Here is a 25,610-nt window from a genome sequence, read left to right on the forward strand (position 1 = left end):
GGCGCTGATGTCTTCTCGGAGGGGTTCATGTCCCGATCCTCGGCTGCCCAGCGGCCTCTGACCTTCCTGCTCACCGCCCTGCTCGCCGCCGCGGCGCTGATGCTGGCCACCCTGTCCTTCGTCCCGTCCGCGACGGCTGCCGTGGAGGAGGTGGCGCAGACGGAAGCTCCCGGGACGACCGGCACCGTCGAGGACACCGTCGCCGTCGCCGTCACCGAGGAGCCGGCGCCCGCAGAGGACCCCGTGCCCGTCGAGCAGCCCGCGCAGCCCGACGTGCCGGTCGAGCCGGCCGCGGTGCCCCCCGCCGAGGAGTTCGTCGTCGACTACGTCGGCCCCGAGTGCTGGGACAGCTCCTACAACGTGAGCCTCGAGCACGGGGGTGACACCACCGACCTGCGCGCCGCCGTGCAGGAGGACGTGGACGGCGCGTGGGTCACCCTCAGCACCGTGAGCTTCTACGACGGGCTCGCGTTCGTCTACAGCGACCACCTCGACGAGGGCGTCTCCGCCACCTTCCGTGTCGTCGTCTACGACCGCAGCGCGCCGGCCGAGCTGACCGTCGTGCACGGCCCGATGACGGTCACCGGCGTCTCCACGGACAACTGCGAGGAGCTCGAGGTCCCGACGCTGCCCGAGGACGAGTGGACCCTCGCCGAGTCCGGCTGCGGTGCCGTGACCTTCACCAGCCGCGCCGACGAGGAGGTCGTCGTGCTGTGGTTCGGCGAGGAGCTGGACGAGATCGTCCCCGAGGAGCACTACTTCTTCCTCGCCCCCGGCGAGTCGCGCACCGTCGGGACGACGGAGAGCTTCATCTACTGGGTCAGCGCGGTCGGCGTCGACGAGAACCTCGAGCCCGTCGGCGACGAGGTCGTGCTCGCCGGTGAGGGCGAGGTCGAGGTCCGGCAGGACTGCACCCCGGCCGAGCCCACCGAGCCCGCCCAGCCGACCGAGCCCGCCCAGCCCGCCCAGCCCGAGCAGCCGGCACAGCCGGTCGGTGGCGGTCACACCATCCCGGGCAAGGTGCAGACCGACGGCGGCGCCGACCTCGGCACCGCCGCGGCGGGCCTGCTGATGGTGCTCGCCGCCGCGGTCGGCCTGGTGCGCCGCACCGTCTGACGCGCACCGACCCGCCGGAGGACCTCCGTGGCCCCCCACGCCCACGACGCCGCGCCGCGGCCCGGTGCGCACCGCAGGCTGACCGTCGCCCTGCTCGTGCTCCTGGTCGCGGGCGCGCTCGTCGCGTCCTGGGGCTGGAGGGGCGGGTCGGCGGACGGCCCGCCGGACGCCGCCGCGCCCGCCGCCCCGTCGACGTCCGCCGTGACGGTGTCGCCGGAGGAGGCCGTCGCCGCCACCCGTGATGCGACCGCCACCTCCCGCCCGTCTCCCACGGCGACGTCGGCACCGACCGCGGCGCCGACGACCGCGGCGCCGACGACCGCGCCCGCAGCCGGAGGACAGGCGCCCGTCCACGTGCGGATCACCCGGAGCGCCGAGGTGCTCGTGGACGCCCCGGTCGGGCTCACCCGGCTCGACGAGCGGGACGAGCTCAACCCGCCCCGGGGAGTCGTCGGGTGGTACGGCCCGCCCGACTGGTCGACCGTCCCGGGCGAGCTGTCGGCCTACCCGGGCGTGCTGGCCGGCCACACCACGCACGGCGGCGCGCCCGACGTGTTCTACCGCCTCGGCGAGGTCCGCGCCGGGGACACCGTGACCATCCGTTACGCGGACGGCGAGGACGCGGTGTTCCAGGTCGACGCCGACGCCCTCTCGGTCCCCAAGAACGACGTGACCGAGAAGGCCGACGCGGAGTACTCCTGGGTGTGGAGCCTGCCGGAGCCCGGCCGCAAGGTCTCGCTGTTCTCCTGCGACCTCGCCCAGGGCCTGGACCTCACCGGGCACAGCGTCAACAACTGGGTCGTGCAGGCCACCCGGACGAGCTGACCGGACATCTTCCTGAGCCCGCCGTGGCCGCGGCCCCGCTCACCGGCGGGCCACGTAGTAGCTGTTGATGAAGTCCTCCTCGAGCCGCTCGACCCGCACGTCGCGCAGACCGGCCTCGGCGAGCATCCGCACCGCCCGCTCGGTGCCCCAGGCCGTGCCCAGCCCGTCACCGCCCAGGGAGAGCGACACGGTCATGCAGTGCATCGTCGAGACGGCGTAGAGGTAGGGCGCCCACGGCAGGTCGAGGTTGGCGTCGACGTCGCTGGCGGCGTGGATGTCGACCATGAGGAACACACCGTCCCGCCTCAGGTGGGCGGCCACCTGGCCGAGCACCGCGGCGGGGTGGGCCTGGTCGTGGATCGCGTCGAAGGCGGTGACCAGGTCGAAGCTGCCGGCCCCGTCGAGGTCCGCCACGTCGCGCAGCTCGAAGCGGGCGTTGGTCAGGCCCCACCGCCGCGCCTCGTCCCGCGCGACCGCGAGCGCCTCCTCGGAGAAGTCGTAGCCCACAACCTCGCTGGCGGGGAACGCCCGGGCCAGCAGGTTCACCGCGTGGCCCTGGCCGCAGCCGACGTCGGCCACCCGGATCCCCTGTTCCAGCCGCTCGCGCAGCCCGGGCACCAACGGCACGATCCGGTCGAGCAGGGCCGCGTCGTTGGTCAGCGCGCTCACCTCGGCCATGACGTCGTGGAAGCGGCCGAAGCGGGAGTAGGGCACCCCGCCGCCCTCGGCGAAGCAGTCCACCACGTCGTCCTCGACCTGCGCCATCAGCGGCAGGAACTGCATGAGCGCCGCGACGTTGTCCGCCCCCGCGGACCGGGTGAGGACCGCCGCGTGGGCGTCCGGCAGCCGGTAGGTGTCGCTGGCCGGGTCGTGCTCGACGACCCGGGCGGTCGTCATCGCGCCGAGCCACTCGCGCACGTAGCGCTCGTGCCGTCCGGCAGCGGCCGCCACCTGTGCGCTGGTCGCCGGGGCCAGCCCGGCCATCGCGTCGAACAGCCCCGTCCGGTGCCCCAGGCTGAGCATGAGCGCGGTGGCCCCCGCGGTCATGGTGCCGAGCAGCTGCCCGGCGAAGGCCTGGACCTCCTCGGGGTCGGGGGCGCGCGTCGCAGCCTGCTCCGGGTAAGTCGTGTCGATGCTCATCGTCCGCTCCTTCCGTGTCGTCGTGCGGACGCTCCCGACGCTAGGGCGGTGACCCTCGGGGGCACATCGGCAGAATCGTGCAGACGGTGTGCAGACCCGCCCGCGGGACGGACTCCTCAGACCAGGCCGTGCTCACGGGCCCAGGCCACGGCCGCCGTGCGCGAGGTCACCCCGGTCTTGAGGTAGACGTTGGCCAGGTGCCGGGCCACCGTGCTCTCGCTGATGTGCAGCGCGCGGGACGCCTCGCGGTTGCTGCGTCCCTGCGCGACGGTCGCGACGACCTCCACCTCGCGCGGGGTGAGTCCGGCCAGGTCGGCGGCCGGTCGGCCGGGGGTCGGGGCGCCCAGCCGCCGCAGCACCTCGGAGGCGTGCTCCCGCTCGCGACGGGCCGTGTCGTGGTCGCCGAGCGTCTCGTAGGCCCGGGCGAGGTCGAGCCTGACGCAGCACACGCGGTAGGGCGCGTCCATCGCCTGCCAGCGCCGGGAGGCCTCCCGCAGCTCGCGGACCGCCTCTGCCGCCCGCCCCTCGCCGAGCAGCACCGCGCCTCTCCACCGGCGTGCCTCAGCGGCCCAGCCGGGGCTGGCGTGGGCCCGTGCCACCGACTCGAGCTCCTGGAGGAACGGCGCCGCCTCGCGGGGACCCGTCCGCGCCAGAGCCACCTCCGCGCGGGCGGCCAGGAGCGGGGCCCGGGCCAGCGGGGTGGTCTGGGTCGCCAGCGCCGCGTCGAGGACCGACGCGGCGACCTGGGCGCGCCCGCGGCCCAGGCTCACGAGCGCCAGGCCCGGCAGCGGGTCGCGACCGAGCTCGTGCGCCCGGCGGTAGGCGGTCTCGGCCGCGTCGAGCTCGCCGCGCAGGCGGTGCAGCTCGCCCAGGTTGTAGTGGGCCTCCGCCGCGACCTCCACGTCCAGGGGTGTCAGGTCCTCCACCGAGCGCAGCGCCTCCTCCTCCGCCACGGACCACTGGCCGTGCATGACGCGCAGCTCGACCCGGTGGACGCGGCAGATCCCCGAGAAGAGGACTGCGGGCGCGTGGCCCTCGGCCCACCGCTCGGTCAGCGTCGTCCAGCGCTCGGCGCGCGGCGGGTCGAACAGGTCGTGGCACAGCCCGATGGTCGTGCAGTAGATGAGCCCGACCCACTCCGGGTCCACCTCCCCCGCCTGCACCGGCAGCATCGCCTCGTCGACGCTGCGCAGGCCCTGCTCGACGCGGCCCAGGTGGACGGCCGCGACCCCGTCGACCAGCCGGCCCAGGGCCACGAGCGTCGGCACGCCGTGGTCCTCACCCAGGGCCAGCGCCTCCCCGGCCAGCCGTGCCGCGGCGTCCGGGTCGCCCGCCGCGATGGCTGCCTCGGCGTCCACCACCCGCAGGAACCCCCGCTCCGGCGCCTCGGGCACCTGTTCGAAGAGCCGGCGAGCCCGCGCCGTCCAACCCGCACCCACCTCCCGGCGCCCGCGCACCGTCTCGGTGTAGCCCAGCTCGAAGGCGACCAGCGCCGCCGGCACCACCTGGCCGTCGGCCAGCAGGCGGCGGTGCAGCTCCGCGCTCGTCCCGGCGTAGTCGTCCACCTCACCCAGCCACCAGCACGCGGTGGCCAGCGCCGCCAGGTCCTCGGTCGGGAGGGCCTCCCCCACGGTGCGGTAGGCCTCCCGGGCGGCCCGCCAGTCCCGTCGCGCGGACGCTGCGCGCGCTGCGGCCAGGGCTGGCTCCACGGTCACCGGCCCCTACCGGGTCGCCTGCTCCAGCAGCTCGAGCACGTGCTGGTAGGGCCGGCCGGTCGCGCGCGTCATCCCCAGCTCGCACGTCCGGTTGTTGGACACGTAGGCCGCGTAGTCGCGCTGCCCCACCTCGGCCGCCTCCGGTGCGGTCGCGGCGGCCGTGAGCTCGGGGTGCAGCAGCCCGCGGTCGCCCGCGAACCCGCAGCAGCCCCAGGCCACCGGCACCGTGACGTCGTCGCTGACGTGCCGGGCGACCCGGACCATCGCGTCGGTCGTGCCCAGGTGCGTCGAGGAGCAGGTCGGGTGGACCACCACCGGCCCGGACGGGGCGGTCACCGGCAGCCGGTCGAGCAGGGTGTCGGCCACCCACGCCGTCGCGTCGACCACGCGGATCCCCCGGTATGCCGTGTCGCCGGAGATCATCTGCACGAGCCCCTCGGCGCACGAGGCCGCCTCGCACACCACGGGCAGGCGACCGCCGTCGGTCGCCTCGAGCAGCGCGGGCAGCACCCGGGCCGCCATCACCGCATACCCGCGGGTGCGGCCCTTGGACTTCCACGGGGTGCCGCAGCACAGCCCGCCGAGCCCCTCCGGCGCGGCCAGCGCGACGCCGGCCCGCCCGGCGAGCGCCGTGAGCGACCGCTCGGCGCCCAGGCCCCCCGTGCCGCTCTCCGGGCCGAACATCGTGCCGACGCACGGCGCGAAGTGCACCGCCTCCGCCTCGCCGGAGGCCGCGCCGTCCGCCTGCCGCCGTGGGCCGCCCGAGGGCAGGCCGCGGTCGTAGCGCGGGAGCGTGTCGTGGTCGACCACGACACGTCCGGCGCGGGTGACCAGCGCGGGGACGCCGGGCGCGCGCCGCGCCACGGACAGGGCCGCGGAGGCGGCGACGGTGCCGGCGCCCCATACCCGCGCCGCGCCCGCCCAGGCGACCTCGGCCACGGGCCCGGAGCTCTCCCGCCGCAGCCGCCGCGTCAGGTCCCCGGTGTTGATGAGCACCGGGCAGGCGGTCAGGCACATGCCGTCGACCGCGCAGGTGTCGGTGCCGTCGTACTCGTACTGCTCCTCCAGCTCGTCGGCGAGCGCGTCGTCCCCGCGCAGCCGGGCGGCGCGGATCTCACGGCGCGTGACGATCCGCTGCCGCGGGGTGGTGGTCAGGTCGCGCGAGGGGCAGACCGGCTCGCAGAAGCCGCACTCCACGCAGCGGTCGACCTCCTCCTCCACCGTCGGCGCGGTCTTGAGGTCGGCGAGGTATGACGTGGGGTCGTCGGAGAGCACCGAGCCGGGGTTGAGCACGCCTCGCGGGTCGAGCAGCCGCTTGAGCTCCTGCATCACCTCGTAGAGCTCGTCCCCGTACTGCCGCCGCACGAAGGGCGCCATGATCCGGCCCGTGCCGTGCTCGGCCTTGAGCGAGCCGCCCTCGCCCAGGACCAGGTCGACCATGTCCTCGGTGAAGGCGGCGTAGCGCTCCAGCGACGCGGCGTCGTCGAACTGCTCGTTGAGCATGAAGTGGACGTTGCCGTCGCGGGCGTGGCCGAAGATGACCGACTCGGGGTAGGCGTGCGCCTCGAACAGCTCGGTCAGCCGCACGATCGTGTCGCCGAGCCGGTCGACGCGCACGACGACGTCCTCCAGCAGGGCGTTGGTGCCTCCCGGGCGCGCGCCGGCGACCGCGCTGTAGAGGCCCTTGCGCACGCGCCACAGGCCGGCCCGCTCGACGGGGTCGCGGGTCAGCCGGGCCTCGGCGGAGAGCGGCAGGCCCGCGATCTCGGCCTCGACCGAGCGCACCGTCTCCTCCAGCCGGTCGGCGTGGTCGTCCTGCCACTCGACGAGGAGCGCGGCGTGGTCGACGACCTCCAGGTCGGCGATGACGCGCGGGCACAGCGGGTCCTGCGCGGAGACCCGCAGCGACGCGGCGTCGAGCAGCTCGGCCGTGGCCGTGCCCGCCGCGACCAGCTCGGGCACCGAGCCCGTGGCCCGCACCACGTCGTCGAAGACGAGCAGCCCGGTCGCCACGTGCGGGCGCACCGGCACGGTCCGGAAGGTCGCCGAGGCGAGGAACCCCAGCGTCCCCTCGCTGCCCACCATGAGCCGGGCCAGGATCTGGGCGGGCTCGTCGAAGTCGAGGAAGGCGTTGACGCCGTAGCCCATCGTGTTCTTCAGCGCGAACAGGCGGCGGATGGTCGCCACCGACCCCGCGTCGCCGCGCACCCGGTCGCGCAGCCGCAGCAGGCCCTCGTGGACCTGCGGCGCCTCGGCCCGCAGCCGGGCGTCCGCGTCCGGCTCGCCCGTGTCGACGACCACACCGGTCGGCAGGACCGCGACGAGGGAGTCGAGCGTGGCGTAGGTGTTGGCCTCGGTGCCGCACTGCATCCCCGAGGAGTTGTTGGCGACCACCCCGCCCACGGTGCACGCGTTCTCGCTCGCCGGGTCGGGGCCGAGCCGTCGGCCGTGGCGGGCGAGGAGGGCGTTGACCCGCCCGATCGTGACCCCCGGCCCGACCCGCACGCGCGCGCCGTCGTCGAGGACCTCAACGTCGCGGAAGTGGCGCCGCACGTCGACGAGCACGGTGTCGGTGATGGCCTGGCCCGACAGGCTGGTGCCGCCCGAGCGGAACGTCAGGTGCGTGCCGGCCCGGTCGCAGGCGCGCATGACGGCCGCGACCTGGTCACGGTCGGCGGGACGCGCGACGAGCTGCGGGACGAGCAGATAGTGGGACGCGTCGTGCGCCAGCGCGTGCCGGTCGAGCGCCCGGGACGACACGTGGTCGGCCCCCAGCGCGCCGGCCAGCTCCTGCTCCAGCCGGGCCCAGCCGCCCGCAACCTCCAGCGTCGCCTCGGTCACGTCGTCCACCGTCCTCCCGCGGGCCCACCTCGTCATGGACCCGATGCTGGCGAGGGTAGTCGCTGGACGTGCGTGCCGTCTCGTCCCGAGCGGCTCAGCGGTAGGGGTCGTTGACCTCCCGCAGCTCCAGCAGGGCCGTGCGCAGCTGGCCGGCCAGCTCCGGCCCCAGGTGGCCCTCCCACTCCCGCTCGACCTCCATGGCGACCTGCGCGGCCCGCCGCGAGGCCGCCCGCCCCCTGCTGGTGAGGCGGATGATCCGGGCCCGGCCGTCGACGGGGTCGGGCACGCGCTCCACCAGCCCCGCTCGCTCCAGCCCGGCGACCACCAGGCTCGCGGTCTGCTTGGTCACCTGGGCCTGCCGGGCGAGGTCGGTCAGCCGGGAGCCCTCCGGAGCCAGCCGCTGGGCGATCCGCGCCTGGGCGACGGTCACCTCGTAGCCGTCGCGCTGCAGCGTGCCCACGATGCGCTCGTCCATGGCGCGGTAGGAGATCAGCATCAGCGTGGCGAGATCCATCGTTCCTCTTGACAGTGGTCAGGCAGACTGACCAAACTGGTCAGTGACACTGACCATCATAGGACCCGCCATGACCAGGCTCCCCCCGACCCGCCTCCTGCAGGCCGCGGCCGCCGCGCGCACGGGGCTGCAGCGGCTCACCGGCCGGATGGTCCCGCCCGAGGTGGCCCTGCTGGAGCTGACCACCGGGTTCATCGCGACGCGGACGGTCTACGCGGCGGCGGAGGTGGGGCTGGCCGACGCCCTGGCGAGCGGGCCGCGGACCTCCGCCGACCTGGCGACCGACCTGGGCACCGACCCCGACGCCACGCACCGGCTGCTGCGCGCCTGCGCCGCCTGGGGCGTCTTCCGGCAGCGGCGCGACGGGCGCTTCGAGCTCACGCCGGCCGCCGACCGGCTCCGCGCGGGCACGCCGGGGTCGATGCGCGAGGTGGTCCGCATGCTCGGCCACCCGGCATACCAGCGGGTATGGGGTGAGCTCGCCGGGTCGGTCCGCACGGGCGAGGCGGGTGCCGAGAGGGCGCTGGGGTCCTCGATGTGGGACTACCTCGAGCAGGACCGCGGGTTCGGCGAGACCTTCGACGCCGCGATGACGCGTCTCTCGGCCCTCGACTGGCCGATGGTCGAGGCGGTCTACGACTTCTCCCGCTTCCGGGTCATCGCCGACGTCGGTGGCGGCCACGGCCAGCTCCTCGCGCTCATGCTGGGCGCGGCGCCGGAGGCGCGCGGGATCCTGCTGGAGCAGGCGTCGATGACGGCCGGGGCGCAGGAGCTGCTGGCCCGGGAAGGCGTGCTCGAGCGGTGCGAGGTGCGCGCCGGGTCCTTCTTCGAGACCGCCCCCGACGACGCCGACCTCTACGTCCTGCGGCGGGTGCTGCACGACCATGACGACGAGCGGGCCGCGGCCGTGCTGACCACGCTGCGGGGCCACATGCCCCCTGGGGCGACGCTGCTGGTGATGGAGGGCGTCGTCCCCGCCGGCAACGGGCCGCACCTGTCCAAGGCCCTCGACCTGGACATGCTCGTCTTCGTCGGCGGCCGCGAGCGCACCGAGGCGCAGTGGCACGCGCTGCTGACCTCCACCGGGTTCGAGCCGCCGCGCATCGTGCCCACCCTCTCCTCCGTCTCCCTCGTCGAGAGCACCCCCAGAAGGTCACCATGAACGCCGTCACCCAGATCTGCGCCGCGCTCGCCTCGGTCATCCTCATCGCGGTCTTTCCCGCCGAGGCCTTCTTCATCGGCCGTCCGTCGGTGCAGCGGTTCCTCGGCGTGGAGCCGGAGCGGCTCGAGGACGTCCACCTGTGGTCCTTCAACATCGGCTTCCGCAACGCGCTGGCGGGGGTGGGCACGCTCATCGGTCTGGTCATGGTCAACACCGGCGACGTGGCGACCGGGACCGTCGTGGTCGTGGTGGGTCTGGTCTACATGCTGGGGACGGCCCTGGCCATGGGGCTCTCCGACCTCCTCGGCTACTGGAGACCGCGCGGCGGCAGCGTCCGGGGCACCCTCGCCTCGTCCGTGCTGCCCGCGGGGGCCCTCGTGGCCCTGGCGGTCTGAGCCGCCGGGAGCCGCCACCCGCTGCGCTCAGCGCTCCGGCGCGCTGCGCACGAGGTCGTCCAGCTCCTCCTCCCAGCCGTCCACGGCCGGGAACACCGACCGGACGAGCCAGGTCGCCCCGGCGTCGGCGTACTCCCCCGGCGGCACCCCCGGCCGGTGGTGCACCACGACGTCCCACCCCTCGCGGGCCTGCTCGCCGTCCAGCGCGAGGTAGGCAGCCAGCCCCTCCGGGGTCAGGTGCTCACCCGACCCGATCGGCACGATCCCGTCCCAGCGGCGCGCCCGCGCCAGCGGCCGGCGGTGCGGCGCCACGCCCGCCACCCAGACGGGCGGCCGCGGCCGTTGCACCGGCCTTGGGCGGAGGTCGGCCCGGACCCGGTAGTGCTCCCCGGTGTGGTCGACCGGCCCCCGCATGAGCCCGTCGACCACCTCCAGCGCCTCGTCGAGCATGACCGCCGCACCCTGCGGTCCGCCTCCTCCCCCAGGTCGGCGAAGTCCCTGTCCACCGGCTCCCCCAGGCCGACACCGAGCACCGCCCGCCCACGACTGAGGTGGTCGAGGGTGGTCAGCTGCTTGGCCACGGCATACGGACGGCGGCGCGACAGCGGCGTGACCATCGTGCCGATCCGCACGTGGTCGGTGACGTGCGCGACCGCGCCCAGCAGGACCCACGGGTCGAGCGGGGCGACGTCGGCGCTCCACTGCACGTGGTCCCACAGGAAGACCCCGTCCCAACCCGCCGCCTCGGCCTCGCGCGCCCAGACGACCACCGTCGCGGCGTCCGTGAACGGCGGGATGCTCACCGCGTGCCTCATGAGCCCACTCTAGGGAGGACGCGCACCGGCCGGGCGCCCGCCGACCGCGTCCGGGAGCGGGCCGGCCCGACCCGCGTTACTGTCGACGGGGACCGACCCCATACCCGAGGGAGGGCCCATGGCCTGGCACGACGTCGTCATCGTCGGAGGCGGCAACGCAGGGATCTCCCTGGCTGCGCGGCTGCGCAGGATCGGCGCCCGGGACGTCGCGGTCGTCGCCCCCGGTCCGCTCCACCGTTACCGGCCGATGCTCAACTACGTCGCCGCGGGGCAGGCGACGATGGACCAGCTGACCCGGCCCATGCGCTCGGTCATCCCCGACGGCTGCACCTGGCTGGACCAGCGCGCCGTCGCCGTGCACGAGGACGACGGGGAGGTCAAGCTCGACGACGGCACGCGTCTGGCCTACGGCGACCTGGTGGTCGCCACCGGCCTCGAGGAGGACCTCGACGCCACGCCGGGGCTCGCCACGGCGCTCGACGCGGGCTGGAGCACCACCGCCCACCTCGACTCCACCGCCGGAGCGACCTGGGACGCCGTGCGCGGTATGACGCGCGGCCGGGTCGTCTTCACCGTGCCGCCCGAGCCGTCACCGTGCGGCGGCACCGCGCTCAAGCCGCTCTTCCTGGCCTGCGACCACTGGCAGCAGGAGGGGGTGCTGGACCAGATCGAGGTGCACCTCGTCACGCCCTACGCCTCCGTGCTCGACCTTCCCTTCGTGGACCGGCAGCTGCAGGAGCACCTCGACCGCTTCGGGGTCACCGTGCACCACCGCGCGACCGTGCTGCGGGTCGACCACGAGCAGCGCAGCGTCACGCTGCTGCGCGGAGCGGCCGAGGAGACGCTGGAGGATGTCACGCACGCGTTCGTCGTGCCCCACTACCGCGCGCCGGAGTGGCTGGCGCCGCTCGGGGGCGAGCACCCCGCGTGCCTGGTCGACGTGGACCCGCAGACGATGGCGCACCGCCGGCTGCCGCGGGTCTGGAGCCTGGGCGACGTGGCCGACCTGCGGACCCGCCCGTCGGGCGGGGCGCTGCGCCGGCAGGTCGAGGTGCTCGCCGACAACATCCGGCGTGGCCGGCTGGGCGAGCCGCTGCGCAGCTACGACGGCTACACGATCATCCCCGTCACCGTGGACCGGCGGAACCTCCTGCTGGCGGAGTTCGACCGGACCGGCGCGCAGCAGCAGTCGACGAAGCTCATCGACGTGACGGTGCCGCGGCGCGCGCTGTGGCTCTTCGACCGCTACCTGGAGCCGGTGATCTACTTCCGGGCGCTGCTCAAGGGCCGGCTGGTGCCCTGACCTCCTGGACGGAGACGCCACAGGGGCCCCGACGACCGGGTCGTCGGGGCCCCTGTGCGTGCGAGGAGCAGGTTAGGAAGGAGTCACTCGCCCGTGCTCGGGACCAGACCGAACGTCGCGAGCCAGGCAAGGTCGTCCGCGGTGTCGACGCGGTAGCCGCCACCGGTGCCGGCGCAGATCTGGTTGAGACCGAAGGAGGTCACCGCCGCGACGACGTTCGAGCCCTCCACGAAGATCGGGCCGCCGGAGTCACCGCTGCAGGTGCCGCCGCCGGCCGCGTTGTTGGTGAAGAGCACAGAGTTGCCGGCCTTCTTCTCCCCGAACGCCGCGTCCTGGTTGATGATGCGCAGCGTCGCCTGACGGCGCTCGAGCTCGGCCTCGGTCAGCCCGGTCTGCTCCGGCATCGAGCGCTGCAGCCCGTAGCCGACCGCGGTGAACTCCTGCTTGTTCTGGCCGCGCTTGACGAAGAAGTCGTCGAAGTAGCCCAGCTCCGGCAGGGCGCCGTACTCGTCCATCTCGACCGGCTCGTCGAGGACGACCATGCCGAGGTCGTTGAGGTAGAAGGCGGCGTCGTCGTAGTCGGGGTGGGTGTAGGCGGTGCCCGAGACGGAGTCCGCACCGCCCGACGGCCAGCCGGAGTCGGGACCGATCTCCTCGTCGAACCAGACCTGCACCGCGTCTGCGCCGAAGGTGCAGTGGCCCGCGGTGAGGAAGTGCGTGGGGCTGACGAGGGTGCCGGAGCATCGCCAGCCCGGCTGGAGGTCTCCGTTGTCGTCCTCCACGAGGGCGACCATGATCCCGACGAACGGGTGCTCCCCGTTGTCGGGCTCACCGAAGGTGATGGCGCTGGCCGGCGCGGCCAGGGACAGCGTCAGCGCGGTGACGGCGGACAGGCTCAGGACAGGCTTGGTGAAACGCACAGCTGTGTCTCCTTCGACGGTGATGTGGCGACGGTCACTGTAGGCACACGCCACCCCCGGCCGCAGGGTGGACGTGACCGCCACCGCCGACCGCTACGCCCAGGGCGGGGGCGCGGGCAGCTCGACGGTCGACGCAAGACCGTCGGCGCGGCCGCGGGCGAGCCACAGCAGCAGCTGGCCCGGCGTGCCGGCGACCTCCGTCCCACCCCCGCCGAGCGTCAGGGCCGGCAGGCCGTCGGGCACCAGGGTCAGCCCAGGTGCCTCGCCGGTCGCGTCCCACTGCCGCACGCCGCGGCGCAGCGTGCGCGCGACCCACTCGGGGTCGGCCTGGTCGAAGGTGTAGTCGGTCTCCAGGTCGACGTGGTGGAAGACGACCTCCAGGATGCGCATCGCGATGACCTGGTGCCCCTTGACGACGGTGCCGGTGCGGGTGCGCACCTCGGCCTCGCCGGCCGGGCCGGTCAGCTCCTGGGCCAGGTCGCGGAAGCGGAACGCGGTGTCGCGCAGGTCGGCGCAGATCTCCTCCAGCGGCCGCCGGGAGCCCTCCTCGATCGCGGCGTCGCGGGCCTGCTCCGAGGCGTAGGGCCTGCGTTCCTGCCCGTCGACGGCCGACCTGACCATGGTGCTCAGGGCTTCGGCGTTGCGGGCGACGTGGGTGAGGACGTGGGCGACGGTCCAGCCCGCGCAGAGGCTGTCCCGGGTGGGGTCGGTGAGGCGGGTGCAGGTGGTCAGCAGACGGTCGGTCTCGACGTCGAGAAGGTCGAGGTTCTGCGCGGCGTGGCTCGTCATGGTGGGCTCAGTGTCGCTGCCGGCCGGGCCGGACGGCCGCTGACACGACGGAGCGGGGCACGCCCGGCGCCCGGTCGCCCCCTCGGTCGCTCCTCGCTCACTCCTCCTCGGGCGGCTCGGGCACGTCCCACACCCATGGCCCGGACCCCCGGAGGTCCTCCAGCGTCAGCCGCGCCTCGTCGACCTCGGCGCGCGCCGACCGCGCCTCCTCGAGCTCGGCCCACGCCCGCTCCACCCGCTCCGCGCGCTCACGCTGCGCGACCGTCACGCTGCGGGCGGCTGCCTGTCCCGCCGCGACCAGCCGCTCGGCCTCCGGGAGGTCAGCGGGTATGACGTCCACGGCCTCCTCCCAGCCCGACCCGGACACCACCAGGCGCCCCGAGCGCCGGTCGTCGCCGACGATCCGGGAGGCCCCACCCTCGTGCTCGACGCGGTAGGTGACCGACCCCTCGTGCGTCAGCTCGAACCGGGTGTCCGCCGTGAGCTCGTGCTCGCGGCCGGCCACGAGCACCGTGCACCGGCCGAGGACCACCTCCCCCAGGCTCAGCACCTCGACGTCCTGGCGTGCCCGGGCCAGTGCCTCCTCGGCGGTGCTCACGCGTGCGGCATACCGCTCCTGCGCCCGGCGGAGCCGTTCGCGTGCGCGCCGGACGGCCTCGGCGCGGTGGTCGTCGGCCGGCACCTGCTCCAGCGCGGGCGGCCGACGGGCCGACCGGGCCGACGCCAGCACCAGGAGCACGAGGACGGCGAGGAGCAGCACCGGCAGCAGCATCCTGATCATGCCGCCTCACCTCCTCGTGCCAGCGTAGGTCGCCCTACGCCCGGTGCGCCGGGCACAGACGCGGACAAGGTGCCCGATCGGTGTCGTCATGGCAGCACCGATCGGTCACCTTGTCCGTCCCTCAGGCCTCGATGACGACCGGCACGACCAGCGGGTTGCGCCGGTGCTTGCGGAAGGCCCACTGCGAGACGGCCCGCGCGATGCGCTGCTCGAGCTCGTGGGGGTCGCCGATGCCCTGGGACGCGGCGTCGGCCAGCGCCTTCTCGATCGCCGGGATCGCGGCGTCGAACATCTTCTCGTCGGTGCCGAGGCCGCGGGCCAGGAAGTCCGGCGGCTCGGTCAGCTTGCCGCTGTCGGCGTCGACGAGGGCGACCACCGTGACGGTGCCCTGCTGGCTCAGCGTGAGCCGGTCGCGCAGCTCGTCCTCGGTGACGTCGCCGACCGCGCCGGCCGAGACGTAGACGTAGCCGGCGCGCACCTTGCCGGTCACCTTGACCCGGCCGTCGACGAGGTCGACCACCATGCCGTCGTCGACGACGACCACGTTGTCGGGGTGCATCCCGGTGGCGATGGCCAGGTCGGCGTTGGCCCGCAGGTGGCGCCACTCGCCGTGGACCGGCATGACGTTGCGAGGCTGGATGATGTTGTAGCAGTAGACGAGCTCGCCGGCGCTGGCGTGGCCGGAGACGTGCACCTTGGCGTTGCCCTGGTGCACGACCTTGGCGCCCCAGCGGGTCAGGCCGTTGATGATGCGGGAGACGGCGTTCTCGTTGCCGGGGATCAGCGAGCTGGCCAGCAGCACGGTGTCGCCCTCGCCGACGTGGATCTGGTGGTCGCGGTTGGCCATCCGCGACAGGGCTGCCATCGGCTCGCCCTGCGACCCGGTGCACACCAGCGTGACCTTCGTCGGCGGCAGGTCGTCCAGCGCCTTGGCGTCGACCACGAGCCCGCGGGGGACCTTGAGGTAGCCCAGGTCCTGGGCGATCTTCATGTTGCGCACCATCGAGCGCCCGACGAAGGCCACCTTGCGCTTGTGGGCCGCGGCCGCGTCCAGGACCTGCTGGATGCGGTGCACGTGGCTGGCGAAGCTGGACACCACGATGCGCCCCGGCGCGGTCCGGAAGACCGTGTCGATGGCCGGGCCGAGGTCCTTCTCCGCGGTCGTGAAGCCGGGGACCTCGGCGTTGGTGGAGTCGACCATGAACAGGTCGACCCCCTCCTCGCCGAGCCGGGCGAAGGCGCGCAGGTCGGTGATGCGGTCGTCGAGGGGGAACTGGTCCATCTTGAAGTCGCCGGTGTGCAGCACCGACCCGGCCGAGGTGCGGACCATCACGGCCAGCCCGTCGGGGATGGAGTGGTTGACCGCGACGAACTCGCAGTCGAAGGGGCCCAGGTTCAGCCGGTCGCCCTCGGCGACCTGGGTGGTCCGGGGCTTGATCCGGTGCTCCTTGAGCTTGGCGCTGATGAAGGCCAGCGTCAGCCGCGAGCCGACGACGGGGATGTCGCCGCGCTCGCGCAGCAGGTAGGGCACCCCGCCGATGTGGTCCTCGTGGCCGTGGGTGAGCACCACGCCGACGACGTCCTGCCAGCGGCCCTGGAGGAAGGAGAAGTCGGGCAGGATGACGTCGACGCCCGGCTGGTGCTCCTCGGGGAAGAGGACGCCGCAGTCGATGATGAGCAGCTTGCCGCGGTGCTCGAGCACCGCCATGTTGCGGCCGACCTCGCCCAGCCCGCCGAGCGCCACCACCCTCAGGCCGTTGCGGGGCAGCGTGGGCGGTGCCTTCAGCTCGGGGTGCGGATGGCTCACGGATCTCCTTGATGACGAGGTATGGGGTGTGCGCCGCCTGCACGAGGTCGCGCGGCGGTCCTGGGGTCGACCCTACTCCCCGGCGTCAGCGCGGACCCAGCGCCGCCGTGAGGTCGACCAGGGAGGTCGCCCGCACGTCCGGCGGGGCGAAGTGGTCCGGGTATGCCGTGCCCGTCCGGTCGACCCACGCCGTCGCCAGCCCGGCATGGTGGGCACCGTGGACGTCCCAGGGGTGGACGGCGACGAGCATGGCTCGCGGCGCGGGCACACCGCATACCTGGAGGGCGTGGGCGTAGGCCTCCGGCGCAGGCTTCCACCGGGGCGCGTCCTCGACCGAGAGCAGCGCCTCGAAGGCGTCCGTGAGCCCGTGGCGCCCGAGGAGCCCCCGGGCCACGTCGGCGGAGCCGTTGCTCAGGGTGACCAGGCGGATGCCCAGCCCCTGCAGGGCCCGGACCCCCTCGGCCACGTCCGGGTGCAGCGGCAGCCCCAGGAAGCCGGTCATCACGTGCTCGACGGCGCTGTCGAGGTCCTCGACACGCTCGACGTGATCGGCCAGCAGGCCCCGGAGCAGCTCGCTGCCCACGTCGGCGAACCGCGGGTTCTGCCCCGCGGCGGTCAGGGCGAAGCCGTCGCGCAGCAGGGCCGTGAACCAGGTCCGGGCCAGGTGGGCGGGGGCGCCGACGCCGGCGAAGCGCTCTCCCATCGGGCTCATGTCCGACAGGGTCTCGTTGACGTCGAAGACGATCAGGTCGGGTCGCACGGCTCAGTCCCCCGTGAAGACCTGGACGATGGAGTAGACCCCGAGGGCCATGATCGCGACCGCGCTGACCCACAGCGCCACGGCGGCGAAGCGGCCACCGCGCAGCTCGGGTGCGACATACCTGCGGGTGAGGTGGAGTGCGGACCAGGCGACGGCGGCGAGGAACGCGCCCCCGGCGATGCCGCCGACGGCGATCATGAAGAGCGGGCTGTTGATCCACAGGAAGGTCGCCAGCCAGACCAGGGGCAGGACGACGATGAAGAAGCGCATCCAGAAGTTCCGCCTGTGCGGGTCGGTCCAGTCGAAGACGCCGAGGATCGCCAGGGCGTTGGCCCACGAGCGCGACCACGAGGGGATCGCCGCCCAGATCGTCGAGCCCAGGGCCGCGAGCGCGCCGACGAGGAAGATGATGCGGCCCGTCTCGCCCATGACCGAGGCGAAGGACTCCGACAGCACCATGATCATGTCGTTGCCCTCGGGCTCCAGGCCCTGCGGGTTGAGCACGGCCGCGCCGAGGATGAAGAAGGCGGCGGTCGAGATCGTGTAGATGAACCAGGAGACGATCGCGTCCTTCTGCATCACCGCGATCCACCCCTTCGCCCGGCGGCGGTAGTCCTCCGAGCCGTCGTCCGGGCCGGACCACTGCGCGTAGCCCTTCTCCAGCACCCAGTAGGTGTAGGCGGTGATCTCCTCCGAGCCGACGCCGGTCAGGCCGAACATCGCCAGCGCGATGCCGACCACGGCCAGCGGCAGCTGGAAGGACAGGCCGGTCGCCAGGTCCGAGGCCTCGTAGGCGTACTGCGTGGCCGGCAGCGACAGGACGACCAGGACCGTGACGACGACGAAGGTCATCGTCAGGGCGATCGCGACCTTCTCGATCACGGCGTAGTTGTTGGAGTACAGCGTGACGATCGCCACGAGGGTGACGATCACGGCCCACAGCGTGAGCGAGCCGACGGACAGCGGCTCGCCCAGCACCGGGAGCAGGATGGACATGACCGCCGCCATCCCGCCGATGAGGCCGCCGGTCTGGATGAGCTTGGCGATCGCCATGACCGCCCACGCCCAGAACGGCCACCCCTGGCCGCCGATGCGCGGGGGCACCTTGGCGTAGCCCTCCATGCCGCCCTCGCCGGTGACGATCGCGTAGCGGGCCATCTCGACCTGGACGGCGACCTTGGCCAGGGTGGAGAAGAACACGAGCCACAGCAGGATGAAGCCGGCGCGGGCGCCGAGCGTCGTGGTCGTGATGAGCTCGCCGGCGCCCACGACGGAGGCGGACACGATGAGGCCGGGCCCGAAGAAGCGGGCCGAGGCGAGCCACCCGGTCGGTGGCTCCTTCACGTGCGCCGGGTCGAGCCGGTAGCGGTCCTCGGCCCGCGAGGTGACGAGGAGACCCTCGTCCGCCGACGTGTCGGTCATGGCTGCTCCCTCCCGTGCGGGCGGCCCCGGTGGCGCCCGGTCATGCCGACGCTAGAGGGGCTGTCCCTCGCCCGCCATCTCGACCGCCTGGGGAGCGGAGACCACACGACTGAGGCGCCGGAACCGCGTGAACGGCCTCCGGCGCCTCAGTCGGACGCTGGTCCTGGACGGGTCGGGTCCGCGTCGCCGGTCTAGAGAAAGCGGCGCAGGAATTCTCGCGTGCGCTCCTGCTGCGGGTTCTCCAGCACCTGGTCCGGCGGGCCGGACTCGACCACGACACCGTCGTCCATGAAGTACACGCGGTCTGCAGCTGCCTTGGCGAAGGAGATCTCGTGCGTCACCACGATCATCGTGTGCCCGCGCTCGGCGAGGTCCTGCATCGTGGCGAGAACCTCGCCGACAAGCTCGGGGTCGAGCGCACTCGTCGGCTCGTCGAAAAGCAGCAGCTTGGGCTCGATGGCGAGCGCACGGGCGATCGCCACACGCTGCTGCTGCCCCCCGGACAGCTGGGACGGGTACGACGTCTCCCGGTCCGCCAGCCCGACGATGCCGAGCAACCGACGGGCCCGTTCCTCGGCCTCCTGGCGCGGAACACCATGGACCACGACGGGTGCCTCGACGAGATTCTCCATGACCGTCATGTGGGGGAAGAGGTTGAACTGCTGAAAGACCATCCCCACCTGGCCCCGCTGCCTCGCCGCCGTCTTCGAGCGAGCCCGGAAGAGGTCTCCACCCTTCACCTCGTACCCGATGTAGGTGCCGTCCACCGCGATCGACCCTGCGTGCATCGTCTCCAGGTTGTTGATGCAGCGCAGGAAGGTGGACTTGCCCGAGCCGGAGGGGCCCAGGATGACAATCACCTCACCCCTGTGTACGTCCATCGAGATGCCCTTGAGCACCTCGAGGTCTCCGAAGCTCTTGTGCACGTCCCGGGCTCGGACGAGGACGTCTGTTCCGGTGCTCATGCTCGCTCCTCAATCCGCGGTGTCTCGAGCGCAGGCTCTTCCTGATCACGGTCCTTCTTCTTGGCGCTGGTGGCGCGCACAGCCTTGTCGCTCTTGCCGTAGTACTCCTCAATGTGATGCTGGATGACACTGAGGATCGAGACGACCAGCAAGTACCAGATCACCGCGACGAGCAGCAGGGGGATGGTCTGGAAGGTGCGGTTGTAGACGGCCTGGACGGTATAGAGCAGGTCGTGCATCGCGATCACGGAGACCATGGCGGTGGCCTTGACCATGCTGATGAGCTGGTTGCCCGTGGGTGGGATGATCGCGCGCATAGCCTGCGGTAGCACCACGCGACGCAGCGCCGTCGACTCCGTCATGCCGTAGGCCTTGGCCGCCTCACGCTGGCCACGTGGGACGGAGAGCAAGCCGCCACGGATGACCTCTGCCATGTAGGCACCCTCGTTGAGAGCGAGCCCGAAGATGGCGGCCGTGAGCGGGGTGATGATGTCGTTGGTCTCCCAGGAGGCGAGCTGCGGCCCGCCGAACGGGATACCGATCCCCAGCGTCGGCACCAGCGCTGCCAGGTTGAACCAGAAGATCAGCTGGACCAGCAAGGGGGTGCCGCGGAAGAACCACAGGTAGGCGTCCGCGACCCACCGCAGCAACCGGTTGTCCGACATCTTCAGGACGGCGAACACCACACCGAGGACCACGCCGATGACCATCGACACGGCGGCCAGCCACAAGGTGGTCCACAAGGCCCTCAGGACGGAGGGCGCGAAGAGCCACTCGAAGACGACGTCCCACTCGAAGTTGGGGTTGGTCACCAGCTGGTGCGCCAGCATGGCGACCAGCAGCGCGACGACGCCGCGGGTGACCCACTGCGTCCAGTCCGGGTGGGTCCGGGCGCGGGCGACGTCGACAGGTGGGTCCGGATGCCGGCCCGCTGTCATCACGAGACCCCCAGGTTCATGCCGGGCTCGTCGATCATGTTGTCGGACAGGTTCCACTCGGTCATCACGTCGTCGTAGACCCCGGCCTCGAACAGGGCGGCGAGCGTCTCCTGCAGCAGGGGGCCCAGGTCAGAGTCCTTGGCGACGACGGCTCCCTGGTAAAGGGTGTCGAAACCGTTCTGCTGACCGGTGCCGGCGAGCTCGAGCTCACCCTCGCTCTGCTCGACGAAGTAGGTGAGGGGCGCCTGCGAGGAGAAGAAGGCGTCGGCCCGACCTGAACGGACCGACAGGATGGACTGCGGCTGGTCCTTGAAGCTCATGACCTCGACGGGTGCCTCGCCGCCGTCCTCGCAGCTCTGCGACTGCTCCTTGATGACGCGCTCAGCGCTGCCACCCGCCTGCACGGCGATCTTCAGCCCGCACGTGGTGTCCAGGCCCTCGATGCCCTCAGGGTTGCCCTGCTCGACCGCGAAGACGACAAACTCCTGCACATAGTCGACGAAGTCGTTCTCCGCCTGTCGCTCCTTGAAGTCGCCGACAGGCCCGAAGGCGAAGTCGAACCGGCCGGAGGACATCCCGGTGAGGATCGACGACAGGCCGTCTGCGGTGACGTGGTTGACCTCGATCCCCCACACCTCGCCCACGGCGTCCGCGAGCTCGGCGCTGGCGCCCTCGACCGTGCCGTCCTCCTGGACGATCATGTAGGGCGGGAAGGAGCCCGAGTTGACGGCGGTGATCTCGCCCGCATCGGCATACTCCTGCGGCACCATCTCCCGGATCCGGTCGACCTCTGCCTCGTCAAGGCGGTCCAGCACGGACCCGGCGGACGTGGCGGTGCTGCCCTCGGCGCCGGGCTCGTCGAGCTCGACCGGGTCGGAGCCGCAGGCGGTGAGCGCCAGGGACGTCCCGGCGAGCGCGGTGACGAGACGTGCAGTGGTGGTGATCCTCATGGTGTTACTCCTTCTCGTTCGGGGTGCTGGTGGGGTAGGGCTGGAGCGTGGGCGGGGCGAACCGCGCGTTGGCGAGGACAGGCAGCTTGGCGCGCACGTCAGCGACGCGCTGTGGTTCGAGGTCGGCGACGATGAGGTCCTCCGTCTCAGCCGCGGCCGAGATCACGCGACCCATCGGGTCGACCACGCAGCTCAGCCCGACGTTGCGCTCGGAGATCTCCCCGCTGGCGACCACATATGCGGTGTTGTCGAGGGCACGGGCGGTGCACAGGGTCATCCAGTGGTGCTCCTTGAGCGACCCGCGTACCCATGCGGCGGAGACGAGCAGGACCTGTGCACCGTTGAGTGCGAGGTGGCGCGAGTGCTCGGGGAAGCGCAGGTCGTAGCAGGTGACGAGGCCGAGTCGCACACCGTCGATCTCGACCACCGGCGGGTAGTCGTCCCCGGCGGTCACCTTGTCGGACTCCTTGTCGTTGAAGGCGTCGTAGAGGTGCAGCTTGTCGTAGCGTGCGGCCAACGCCCCGCGATCAGCGACGAGGAAGGCGTTCACCACCTTGTCCCCGTGCTTGAGATGGACGGTGCCGGCGAGTGCCATGCCGTGCCGACGTGAGATCTCGAGCAGCTCGGAGACAAACGGACCGTCCGGGTCCTGGGCCCCTGCCCGGGTCGCGTCAGGATCCTGGGCGTCACGCGAGATGAGCCCCTCGGGCAGGAGAAGGAGCCGAGCCCGGGCGCCGGCCGCCTGTACCGTCAGGTCCTCGATGCGCTTCAGGTTCTCCTGCGGGTCGCGGGCGACCCTCAGCTGACCTACGGCGATCCTCATGCTGATTCCTCCAGGTCGGTGATGTCCATGAACAGGTCGTGCAGGCTCGGCGCCGTGGGAATGATGCCGTCAGCCACCTGCAGATCGAGGAAGTCCTCGATCATGCGTCGGTGCACCTGGATCCCGGGGCTGTCCCAGCCGGGTCGCAGGTGGCGTGCCTGTAGCTGGTACGCGGTGTCCGCACCCAGGGCGGGGTCGTCCAGCATCCGGGCTCGCCGGCGGAGCCACTCCTGCCTGCTCGCGTCCAGCACCTGCACGACGGCTGCTGTCACCCCGCCCGGCAGAGCCGGGTCGGCGGTCAGAAGATGTATGCCGGGCACGTAGCCACGCGCGGCGTAGTAGCGCAGCTCCGGCTCGGTCGACGCCGGGTACAGCGGGCGGAGCGGCGCGTCCGTGCCGTAGACCGCCGGAGGCATGAACGGCGTCAGCACGCCGTCGAGCACCCCCGCCAACAACAGTTCCACCAGGGTGGACCCACCCGTGTCGGACACGTCGTCGCGAGCTCTGCCCGGCCCGAGACGGTCGTAGATCGGACCGCCCGCCGAGAGCGGTCCAGCGAACCACCGTACGCCGGTGGTGTCCAGACCGTCGTGCCGCAGGGCGTCACGGGTCCAGATGTTGCCGCTGTCGTGCCAGCCGGTCAGCCCCAGACGGCCGTTGTCGAGGTCTGCGGCGGACTGCGCGGGGGTGTCCTCCCGGACCAGCACGCAGCGGCTGCGGAAGGCCTGCATGGCGAAGTATGGGACCCCCACCGCGTCGACCGAACCCGAGACTGTGTCGATCACATGCCGGCTCAGCGACGTCTCGGCGACATCGAAGCGGTCGCGCTCACCCGGCCCCGGCAGGGTCTGGACGCGCTCGATCGCGAGCTGCACGCCCTGCGCCCGCAGCGGTCCGGGGTCGATCTCGCCCAGCACGAGGGGAGTCAGCCAGCCCCAGTCGCGCATAGCCAGTGTGACGGTCTTCACCGGTTCGCTCTCCCTCGGTCGGTGGTTCGGATCCCGACCCACCTAAGTTCAGCGTCAGCGGTAACACAAGGCTTTATGTTCTTGTACATTGGGCCCATGGAACATGAGGTCCCGGCCCAGTGGCTGGCATCGTCGATCCGGGACCGCAGCGCCCAGGGCATCGCGAGCGAGGTCGCGCAGCTCATCAACTCCGGCGAGCTGCGCCCGGGCACCCGGTTGCCCAGCGTCCGCGACCTCGCCGCGCACCTCCGCGTCAGCCCGGCGACCGTCTCGTCCGCGTGGGGGACGCTCAAGCAGTTCGGCTCGGTCGAGGGACGCGGAAGAGCCGGCACGACGGTGCTCGGCCCTCAGACGCCCCATCCGCGCCGCTACGGTTCGGAAGGCGCCTTCGACGTGACCGCCAGGCTGGAGCTGGGCCTGTCGGTGCCGGACCCTGCCCTGCTGCCCGACGTGGCGGCATACCTGCGACCACGCGACGTCCCGGACCTGCACGAGTACCGCCGGATCGCCATCCACGAACCCCTCGAGCGAGCCGCTCGTGAACACTGGCCCTACCCGGGAGAGGCTTTCGCCGCCCTGAGCAGCGGCTACGAGGGGCTACTCATGAGCCTGCGCACCTTCGTCCGTCCGGGCGACAACGTCGTCGTGGAGGAACCGTCGCCGCCACGCATTCTCGACTCCCTCGAGCACGTGGGCTGCCGTCCGGTCTTCGTCGGCCGGGACGACGAGGGCATCCGCTTGGACGACCTCGAGCAGGCACTGGCCCGCAAGCCCACTGTGCTTGTCCTGCAGCCCGGCATCCACAACCCCGATGGAAGTGCGATGAGCGCCCAGCGGGCAGACGACATCGCGGACATGCTGCGAGACAGTGACCTCATCACCGTCGAGGACGACGGCATCGGTTTCCTGTCCACCGAACCACCGGAGAGCCTCGCCCAGCGCCGTCGCGACCGGCGCCACGTCTTCGTCCGCTCGTTCTCCAAGTCCCACGGTCCTGACCTGCGGCTGGCCATCATCGAGGGCGGCGAGCTCGAGGTCGAGCAGATCTCCAGCTACTGGGAATTCGGCGCCAGGTGGGCCAGCCGGCTGCTCCAGGACGCCCTCGCGCGAATGCTCGAGGACCCGGCGGCATGGCACACGGTGGAGGCTGCCAGGTCGGAGTACCACCAACGCCGCGAGGCGTTCTTGGACAGGTATGCCCTCCGGGAGGCCGTCTCAGGACGAGGGCTGCTCGACGTGTGGCTGCAGGTGCCCAACGAGCGCCGCGCCGTCGTGACGCTCGCCGCTCATGGGGTTCCGTCGCTCGGAGCCCACCTGTTCTACGCCTCCCGGCCGCCGGATCGCATCAGGATGTCGACGTCGCGGCTGACCGAGGAGGCGTGGCCTGTCCTCGACCGGGTCATGCCCGCGGTGAGCATGCCCCACCTCCGCCAGCCCGGTCGTCTTGCGACGCACCAACCGTAAACTCCACACCATGCCTTCCGACGACCTCGTCGACACCTTCAGCACGACCTTCGGGCGCAGGCCGGACGGTCTGTGGCAGGCGCCGGGACGGGTCAACCTCATCGGCGAGCACACCGACTACAACGGCGGGCTCTGCCTGCCCGTGGCGCTGGAGGTGCGCACCACCGTGGCCGCCGCCCGGCGCGAGGACACACTCGTGCGGATGGTCTCCCTCGACCTGCCCGGTGACGTCGTCGAGGTCGACCTCGACCACGTCGGCTCCGACGGCGTGACGGGCTGGGCGGCCTACGTCGCGGGGGTGCTGTGGGCGCTGCGCGAGGACGGGCTGGCCGTGGCCGGTGCCGACCTGGCCGTCACCTCCACGGTGCCGATGGGTGCCGGGCTGTCGAGCTCGGCGGCCTTGGAGGCGTCGGTCGCGGCGGCTGCCGACGGGCTCTTCGGGCTCGGGCTGCTCGGGGACGACGCCGGCCGGGCCCGGTTGGCGGCCGCCTGCCAGCGCGCGGAGAACGAGATCGCGGGCGCGCCGACCGGGGGGATGGACCAGGCGGTCAGCCTGCGGGCCCGGGAGGGTCACGCGCTGCTGCTCGACTTCCGCGACGGGTCAGCCGAGCAGGTGCCGCTGGACCTGGAGCGGCACGGGCTGGCGCTCCTGGTCGTCGACACGAGGGCCACGCACGCCCTCGTGGACGGGCAGTACGAGTCGCGCCGCCGCTCCTGCGAGCGAGCCGCGGAGCAGCTGGGCGTGAGCACGCTGCGCGAGGTCGACCCGGCGGGCCTGGACGCCGCGCTCGCCCGGCTGGCGGACGCCGAGACCCGACGCCGGGTCCGGCACGTGGTGACCGAGATCGCGCGCGTCCGCGGGTGCGTCGACGCCCTGCGCGCGGGCGACGTCGAGGAGGTCGGGCGCCTCTTCTGCGCCTCGCACGACTCGCTGCGCGACGACTACGAGGTCTCCTGCGTGGAGCTCGACACCGCGGTGACCGCCGCGCTGCAGGCCGGCGCGCTCGGGGCGCGGATGACCGGCGGCGGTTTCGGGGGCTCGGCCGTCGCCCTGGTGCGCGCGGACGCGCTCGAGGTGACCGAGCGCTCCGTGCGCGACGCCTTCGCCACCGGCGGACTGGGTGAGCCGGCGTTCCTGGTGCTCGAGCACGCCGGTGGCCCGGCGGGGCCCGTCACCGGCTGAGGGCGGCCGCACCC

23 protein-coding genes and 1 pseudogene are annotated in these 25,610 nt (G+C 72.7%); 7 read left to right on the plus strand and 17 right to left on the minus strand.

What is annotated here, in order from left to right:
- Positions 1–27: 27 nt before the first annotated feature.
- Together K330_RS21985 and K330_RS21990 are read left to right on the plus strand one after the other, a co-directional pair.
- Positions 28–1,116, plus strand: a complete 1,089-nt coding sequence (locus K330_RS21985) for a Sec-independent protein translocase family protein (protein WP_022922919.1) — start codon at positions 28–30, stop codon at positions 1,114–1,116.
- 27 nt (positions 1,117–1,143) lie between these two features.
- On the plus strand, positions 1,144–1,941 hold the full coding sequence (locus K330_RS21990; RefSeq protein WP_022922920.1) for a class F sortase: 798 nt from the start codon (positions 1,144–1,146) through the stop codon (positions 1,939–1,941).
- Between the two features lie 39 nt (positions 1,942–1,980).
- Here the strand turns inward: K330_RS21990 and K330_RS0116510 are convergent, their stop codons facing one another.
- From K330_RS0116510 to K330_RS0116525, 4 genes are all read right to left on the minus strand, one after another.
- Positions 1,981–3,081 (minus strand): class I SAM-dependent methyltransferase, encoded by a 1,101-nt coding sequence (locus tag K330_RS0116510; RefSeq protein ID WP_022922921.1) that lies wholly within the window; start codon positions 3,079–3,081, stop codon positions 1,981–1,983.
- A gap of 116 nt (positions 3,082–3,197) precedes the next feature.
- A complete protein-coding gene (locus K330_RS0116515) occupies positions 3,198–4,796 on the minus strand; it encodes a helix-turn-helix transcriptional regulator (RefSeq protein ID WP_022922922.1) in 1,599 nt (532 codons plus the stop codon).
- Between the two features lie 6 nt (positions 4,797–4,802).
- The gene (locus tag K330_RS0116520) at positions 4,803–7,673 is read right to left on the minus strand and encodes an FAD-binding and (Fe-S)-binding domain-containing protein (protein ID WP_084617652.1); all 2,871 of its coding nucleotides are present in this window, start codon (positions 7,671–7,673) and stop codon (positions 4,803–4,805) included.
- A 58-nt stretch (positions 7,674–7,731) separates the two neighbouring features.
- Positions 7,732–8,151, minus strand: coding sequence for a MarR family winged helix-turn-helix transcriptional regulator (locus tag K330_RS0116525; RefSeq protein ID WP_022922924.1), 420 nt, complete (start codon positions 8,149–8,151; stop codon positions 7,732–7,734).
- A gap of 70 nt (positions 8,152–8,221) precedes the next feature.
- Here K330_RS0116525 and K330_RS0116530 point away from each other — a divergent pair, with 70 nt between their 5' ends.
- Both K330_RS0116530 and K330_RS0116535 read left to right on the plus strand, forming a co-directional pair.
- Entirely contained in the window at positions 8,222–9,313 is a 1,092-nt protein-coding gene (locus K330_RS0116530) for a methyltransferase (RefSeq protein WP_022922925.1), read from the plus strand.
- Positions 9,310–9,708, plus strand: coding sequence for a DUF1304 family protein (locus tag K330_RS0116535; RefSeq protein WP_022922926.1), 399 nt, complete (start codon positions 9,310–9,312; stop codon positions 9,706–9,708). The genes K330_RS0116530 and K330_RS0116535 overlap by 4 nt, the downstream gene beginning before the upstream one ends.
- Positions 9,709–9,735: 27 nt before the next feature.
- Here K330_RS0116535 and K330_RS24400 read toward each other — a convergent pair whose 3' ends face one another.
- Both K330_RS24400 and K330_RS24705 read right to left on the minus strand, forming a co-directional pair.
- The gene (locus K330_RS24400; protein ID WP_051145652.1) at positions 9,736–10,158 is read right to left on the minus strand and encodes an LLM class flavin-dependent oxidoreductase; all 423 of its coding nucleotides are present in this window, start codon (positions 10,156–10,158) and stop codon (positions 9,736–9,738) included.
- Between the two features lie 14 nt (positions 10,159–10,172).
- A pseudogene (locus K330_RS24705) lies at positions 10,173–10,523 on the minus strand (LLM class flavin-dependent oxidoreductase); the annotation flags it as partial.
- A 118-nt stretch (positions 10,524–10,641) separates the two neighbouring features.
- Between K330_RS24705 and K330_RS0116545 the strand changes: the two are divergent.
- Positions 10,642–11,826 (plus strand): FAD-dependent oxidoreductase, encoded by a 1,185-nt coding sequence (locus K330_RS0116545; protein WP_022922927.1) that lies wholly within the window; start codon positions 10,642–10,644, stop codon positions 11,824–11,826.
- 83 nt (positions 11,827–11,909) lie between these two features.
- Here K330_RS0116545 and K330_RS0116550 read toward each other — a convergent pair whose 3' ends face one another.
- The 11 genes from K330_RS0116550 to K330_RS23960 form a co-directional block, all read right to left on the minus strand.
- Positions 11,910–12,746 carry a S1 family peptidase gene (locus K330_RS0116550; RefSeq protein WP_022922928.1) on the minus strand — a complete coding sequence of 279 codons (837 nt, stop codon included), beginning with the start codon at positions 12,744–12,746 and terminating at the stop codon, positions 11,910–11,912.
- Positions 12,747–12,839: 93 nt separating this feature from the next.
- Positions 12,840–13,535: a maleylpyruvate isomerase family mycothiol-dependent enzyme gene (locus K330_RS0116555; RefSeq protein WP_022922929.1), complete on the minus strand. Its 696-nt coding sequence runs from the start codon at positions 13,533–13,535 to the stop codon at positions 12,840–12,842.
- Between the two features lie 97 nt (positions 13,536–13,632).
- Positions 13,633–14,316: a hypothetical protein gene (locus tag K330_RS0116560; protein ID WP_022922930.1), complete on the minus strand. Its 684-nt coding sequence runs from the start codon at positions 14,314–14,316 to the stop codon at positions 13,633–13,635.
- 121 nt (positions 14,317–14,437) lie between these two features.
- The gene (locus tag K330_RS0116565; protein ID WP_022922931.1) at positions 14,438–16,123 is read right to left on the minus strand and encodes a ribonuclease J; all 1,686 of its coding nucleotides are present in this window, start codon (positions 16,121–16,123) and stop codon (positions 14,438–14,440) included.
- An 85-nt stretch (positions 16,124–16,208) separates the two neighbouring features.
- Complete coding sequence (locus tag K330_RS0116570) at positions 16,209–16,883, minus strand: haloacid dehalogenase type II (RefSeq protein ID WP_022922932.1); 675 nt, start codon at positions 16,881–16,883, stop codon at positions 16,209–16,211.
- Positions 16,884–16,886: 3 nt separating this feature from the next.
- Complete coding sequence (locus tag K330_RS0116575; protein ID WP_022922933.1) at positions 16,887–18,305, minus strand: Nramp family divalent metal transporter; 1,419 nt, start codon at positions 18,303–18,305, stop codon at positions 16,887–16,889.
- 191 nt (positions 18,306–18,496) lie between these two features.
- Positions 18,497–19,270: an amino acid ABC transporter ATP-binding protein gene (locus tag K330_RS0116580; protein ID WP_022922934.1), complete on the minus strand. Its 774-nt coding sequence runs from the start codon at positions 19,268–19,270 to the stop codon at positions 18,497–18,499.
- Positions 19,267–20,208 carry an amino acid ABC transporter permease gene (locus K330_RS0116585; protein ID WP_022922935.1) on the minus strand — a complete coding sequence of 314 codons (942 nt, stop codon included), beginning with the start codon at positions 20,206–20,208 and terminating at the stop codon, positions 19,267–19,269. The genes K330_RS0116580 and K330_RS0116585 overlap by 4 nt, the downstream gene beginning before the upstream one ends.
- Positions 20,208–21,158 carry an ABC transporter substrate-binding protein gene (locus K330_RS0116590; RefSeq protein WP_022922936.1) on the minus strand — a complete coding sequence of 317 codons (951 nt, stop codon included), beginning with the start codon at positions 21,156–21,158 and terminating at the stop codon, positions 20,208–20,210. Before K330_RS0116590 ends, K330_RS0116585 begins: the two co-directional genes overlap by 1 nt.
- A 4-nt stretch (positions 21,159–21,162) precedes the next feature.
- Positions 21,163–21,981, minus strand: coding sequence for a nitrilase-related carbon-nitrogen hydrolase (locus tag K330_RS0116595; RefSeq protein ID WP_022922937.1), 819 nt, complete (start codon positions 21,979–21,981; stop codon positions 21,163–21,165).
- Positions 21,978–22,991: a substrate-binding domain-containing protein gene (locus K330_RS23960; protein WP_169448602.1), complete on the minus strand. Its 1,014-nt coding sequence runs from the start codon at positions 22,989–22,991 to the stop codon at positions 21,978–21,980. Before K330_RS23960 ends, K330_RS0116595 begins: the two co-directional genes overlap by 4 nt.
- Before the next feature lie 54 nt (positions 22,992–23,045).
- Between K330_RS23960 and K330_RS23965 the strand changes: the two genes are divergently transcribed.
- The gene (locus K330_RS23965; RefSeq protein ID WP_040658342.1) at positions 23,046–24,413 is read left to right on the plus strand and encodes an aminotransferase-like domain-containing protein; all 1,368 of its coding nucleotides are present in this window, start codon (positions 23,046–23,048) and stop codon (positions 24,411–24,413) included.
- A gap of 10 nt (positions 24,414–24,423) precedes the next feature.
- Positions 24,424–25,596 (plus strand): galactokinase, encoded by a 1,173-nt coding sequence (gene galK / locus K330_RS0116610; protein ID WP_022922940.1) that lies wholly within the window; start codon positions 24,424–24,426, stop codon positions 25,594–25,596.
- Positions 25,597–25,610 lie beyond the last annotated feature (14 nt).

This window comes from Ornithinimicrobium pekingense DSM 21552 (assembly GCF_000421185.1).
In the GTDB taxonomy this organism is placed as follows: domain Bacteria; phylum Actinomycetota; class Actinomycetes; order Actinomycetales; family Dermatophilaceae; genus Ornithinicoccus; species Ornithinicoccus pekingensis.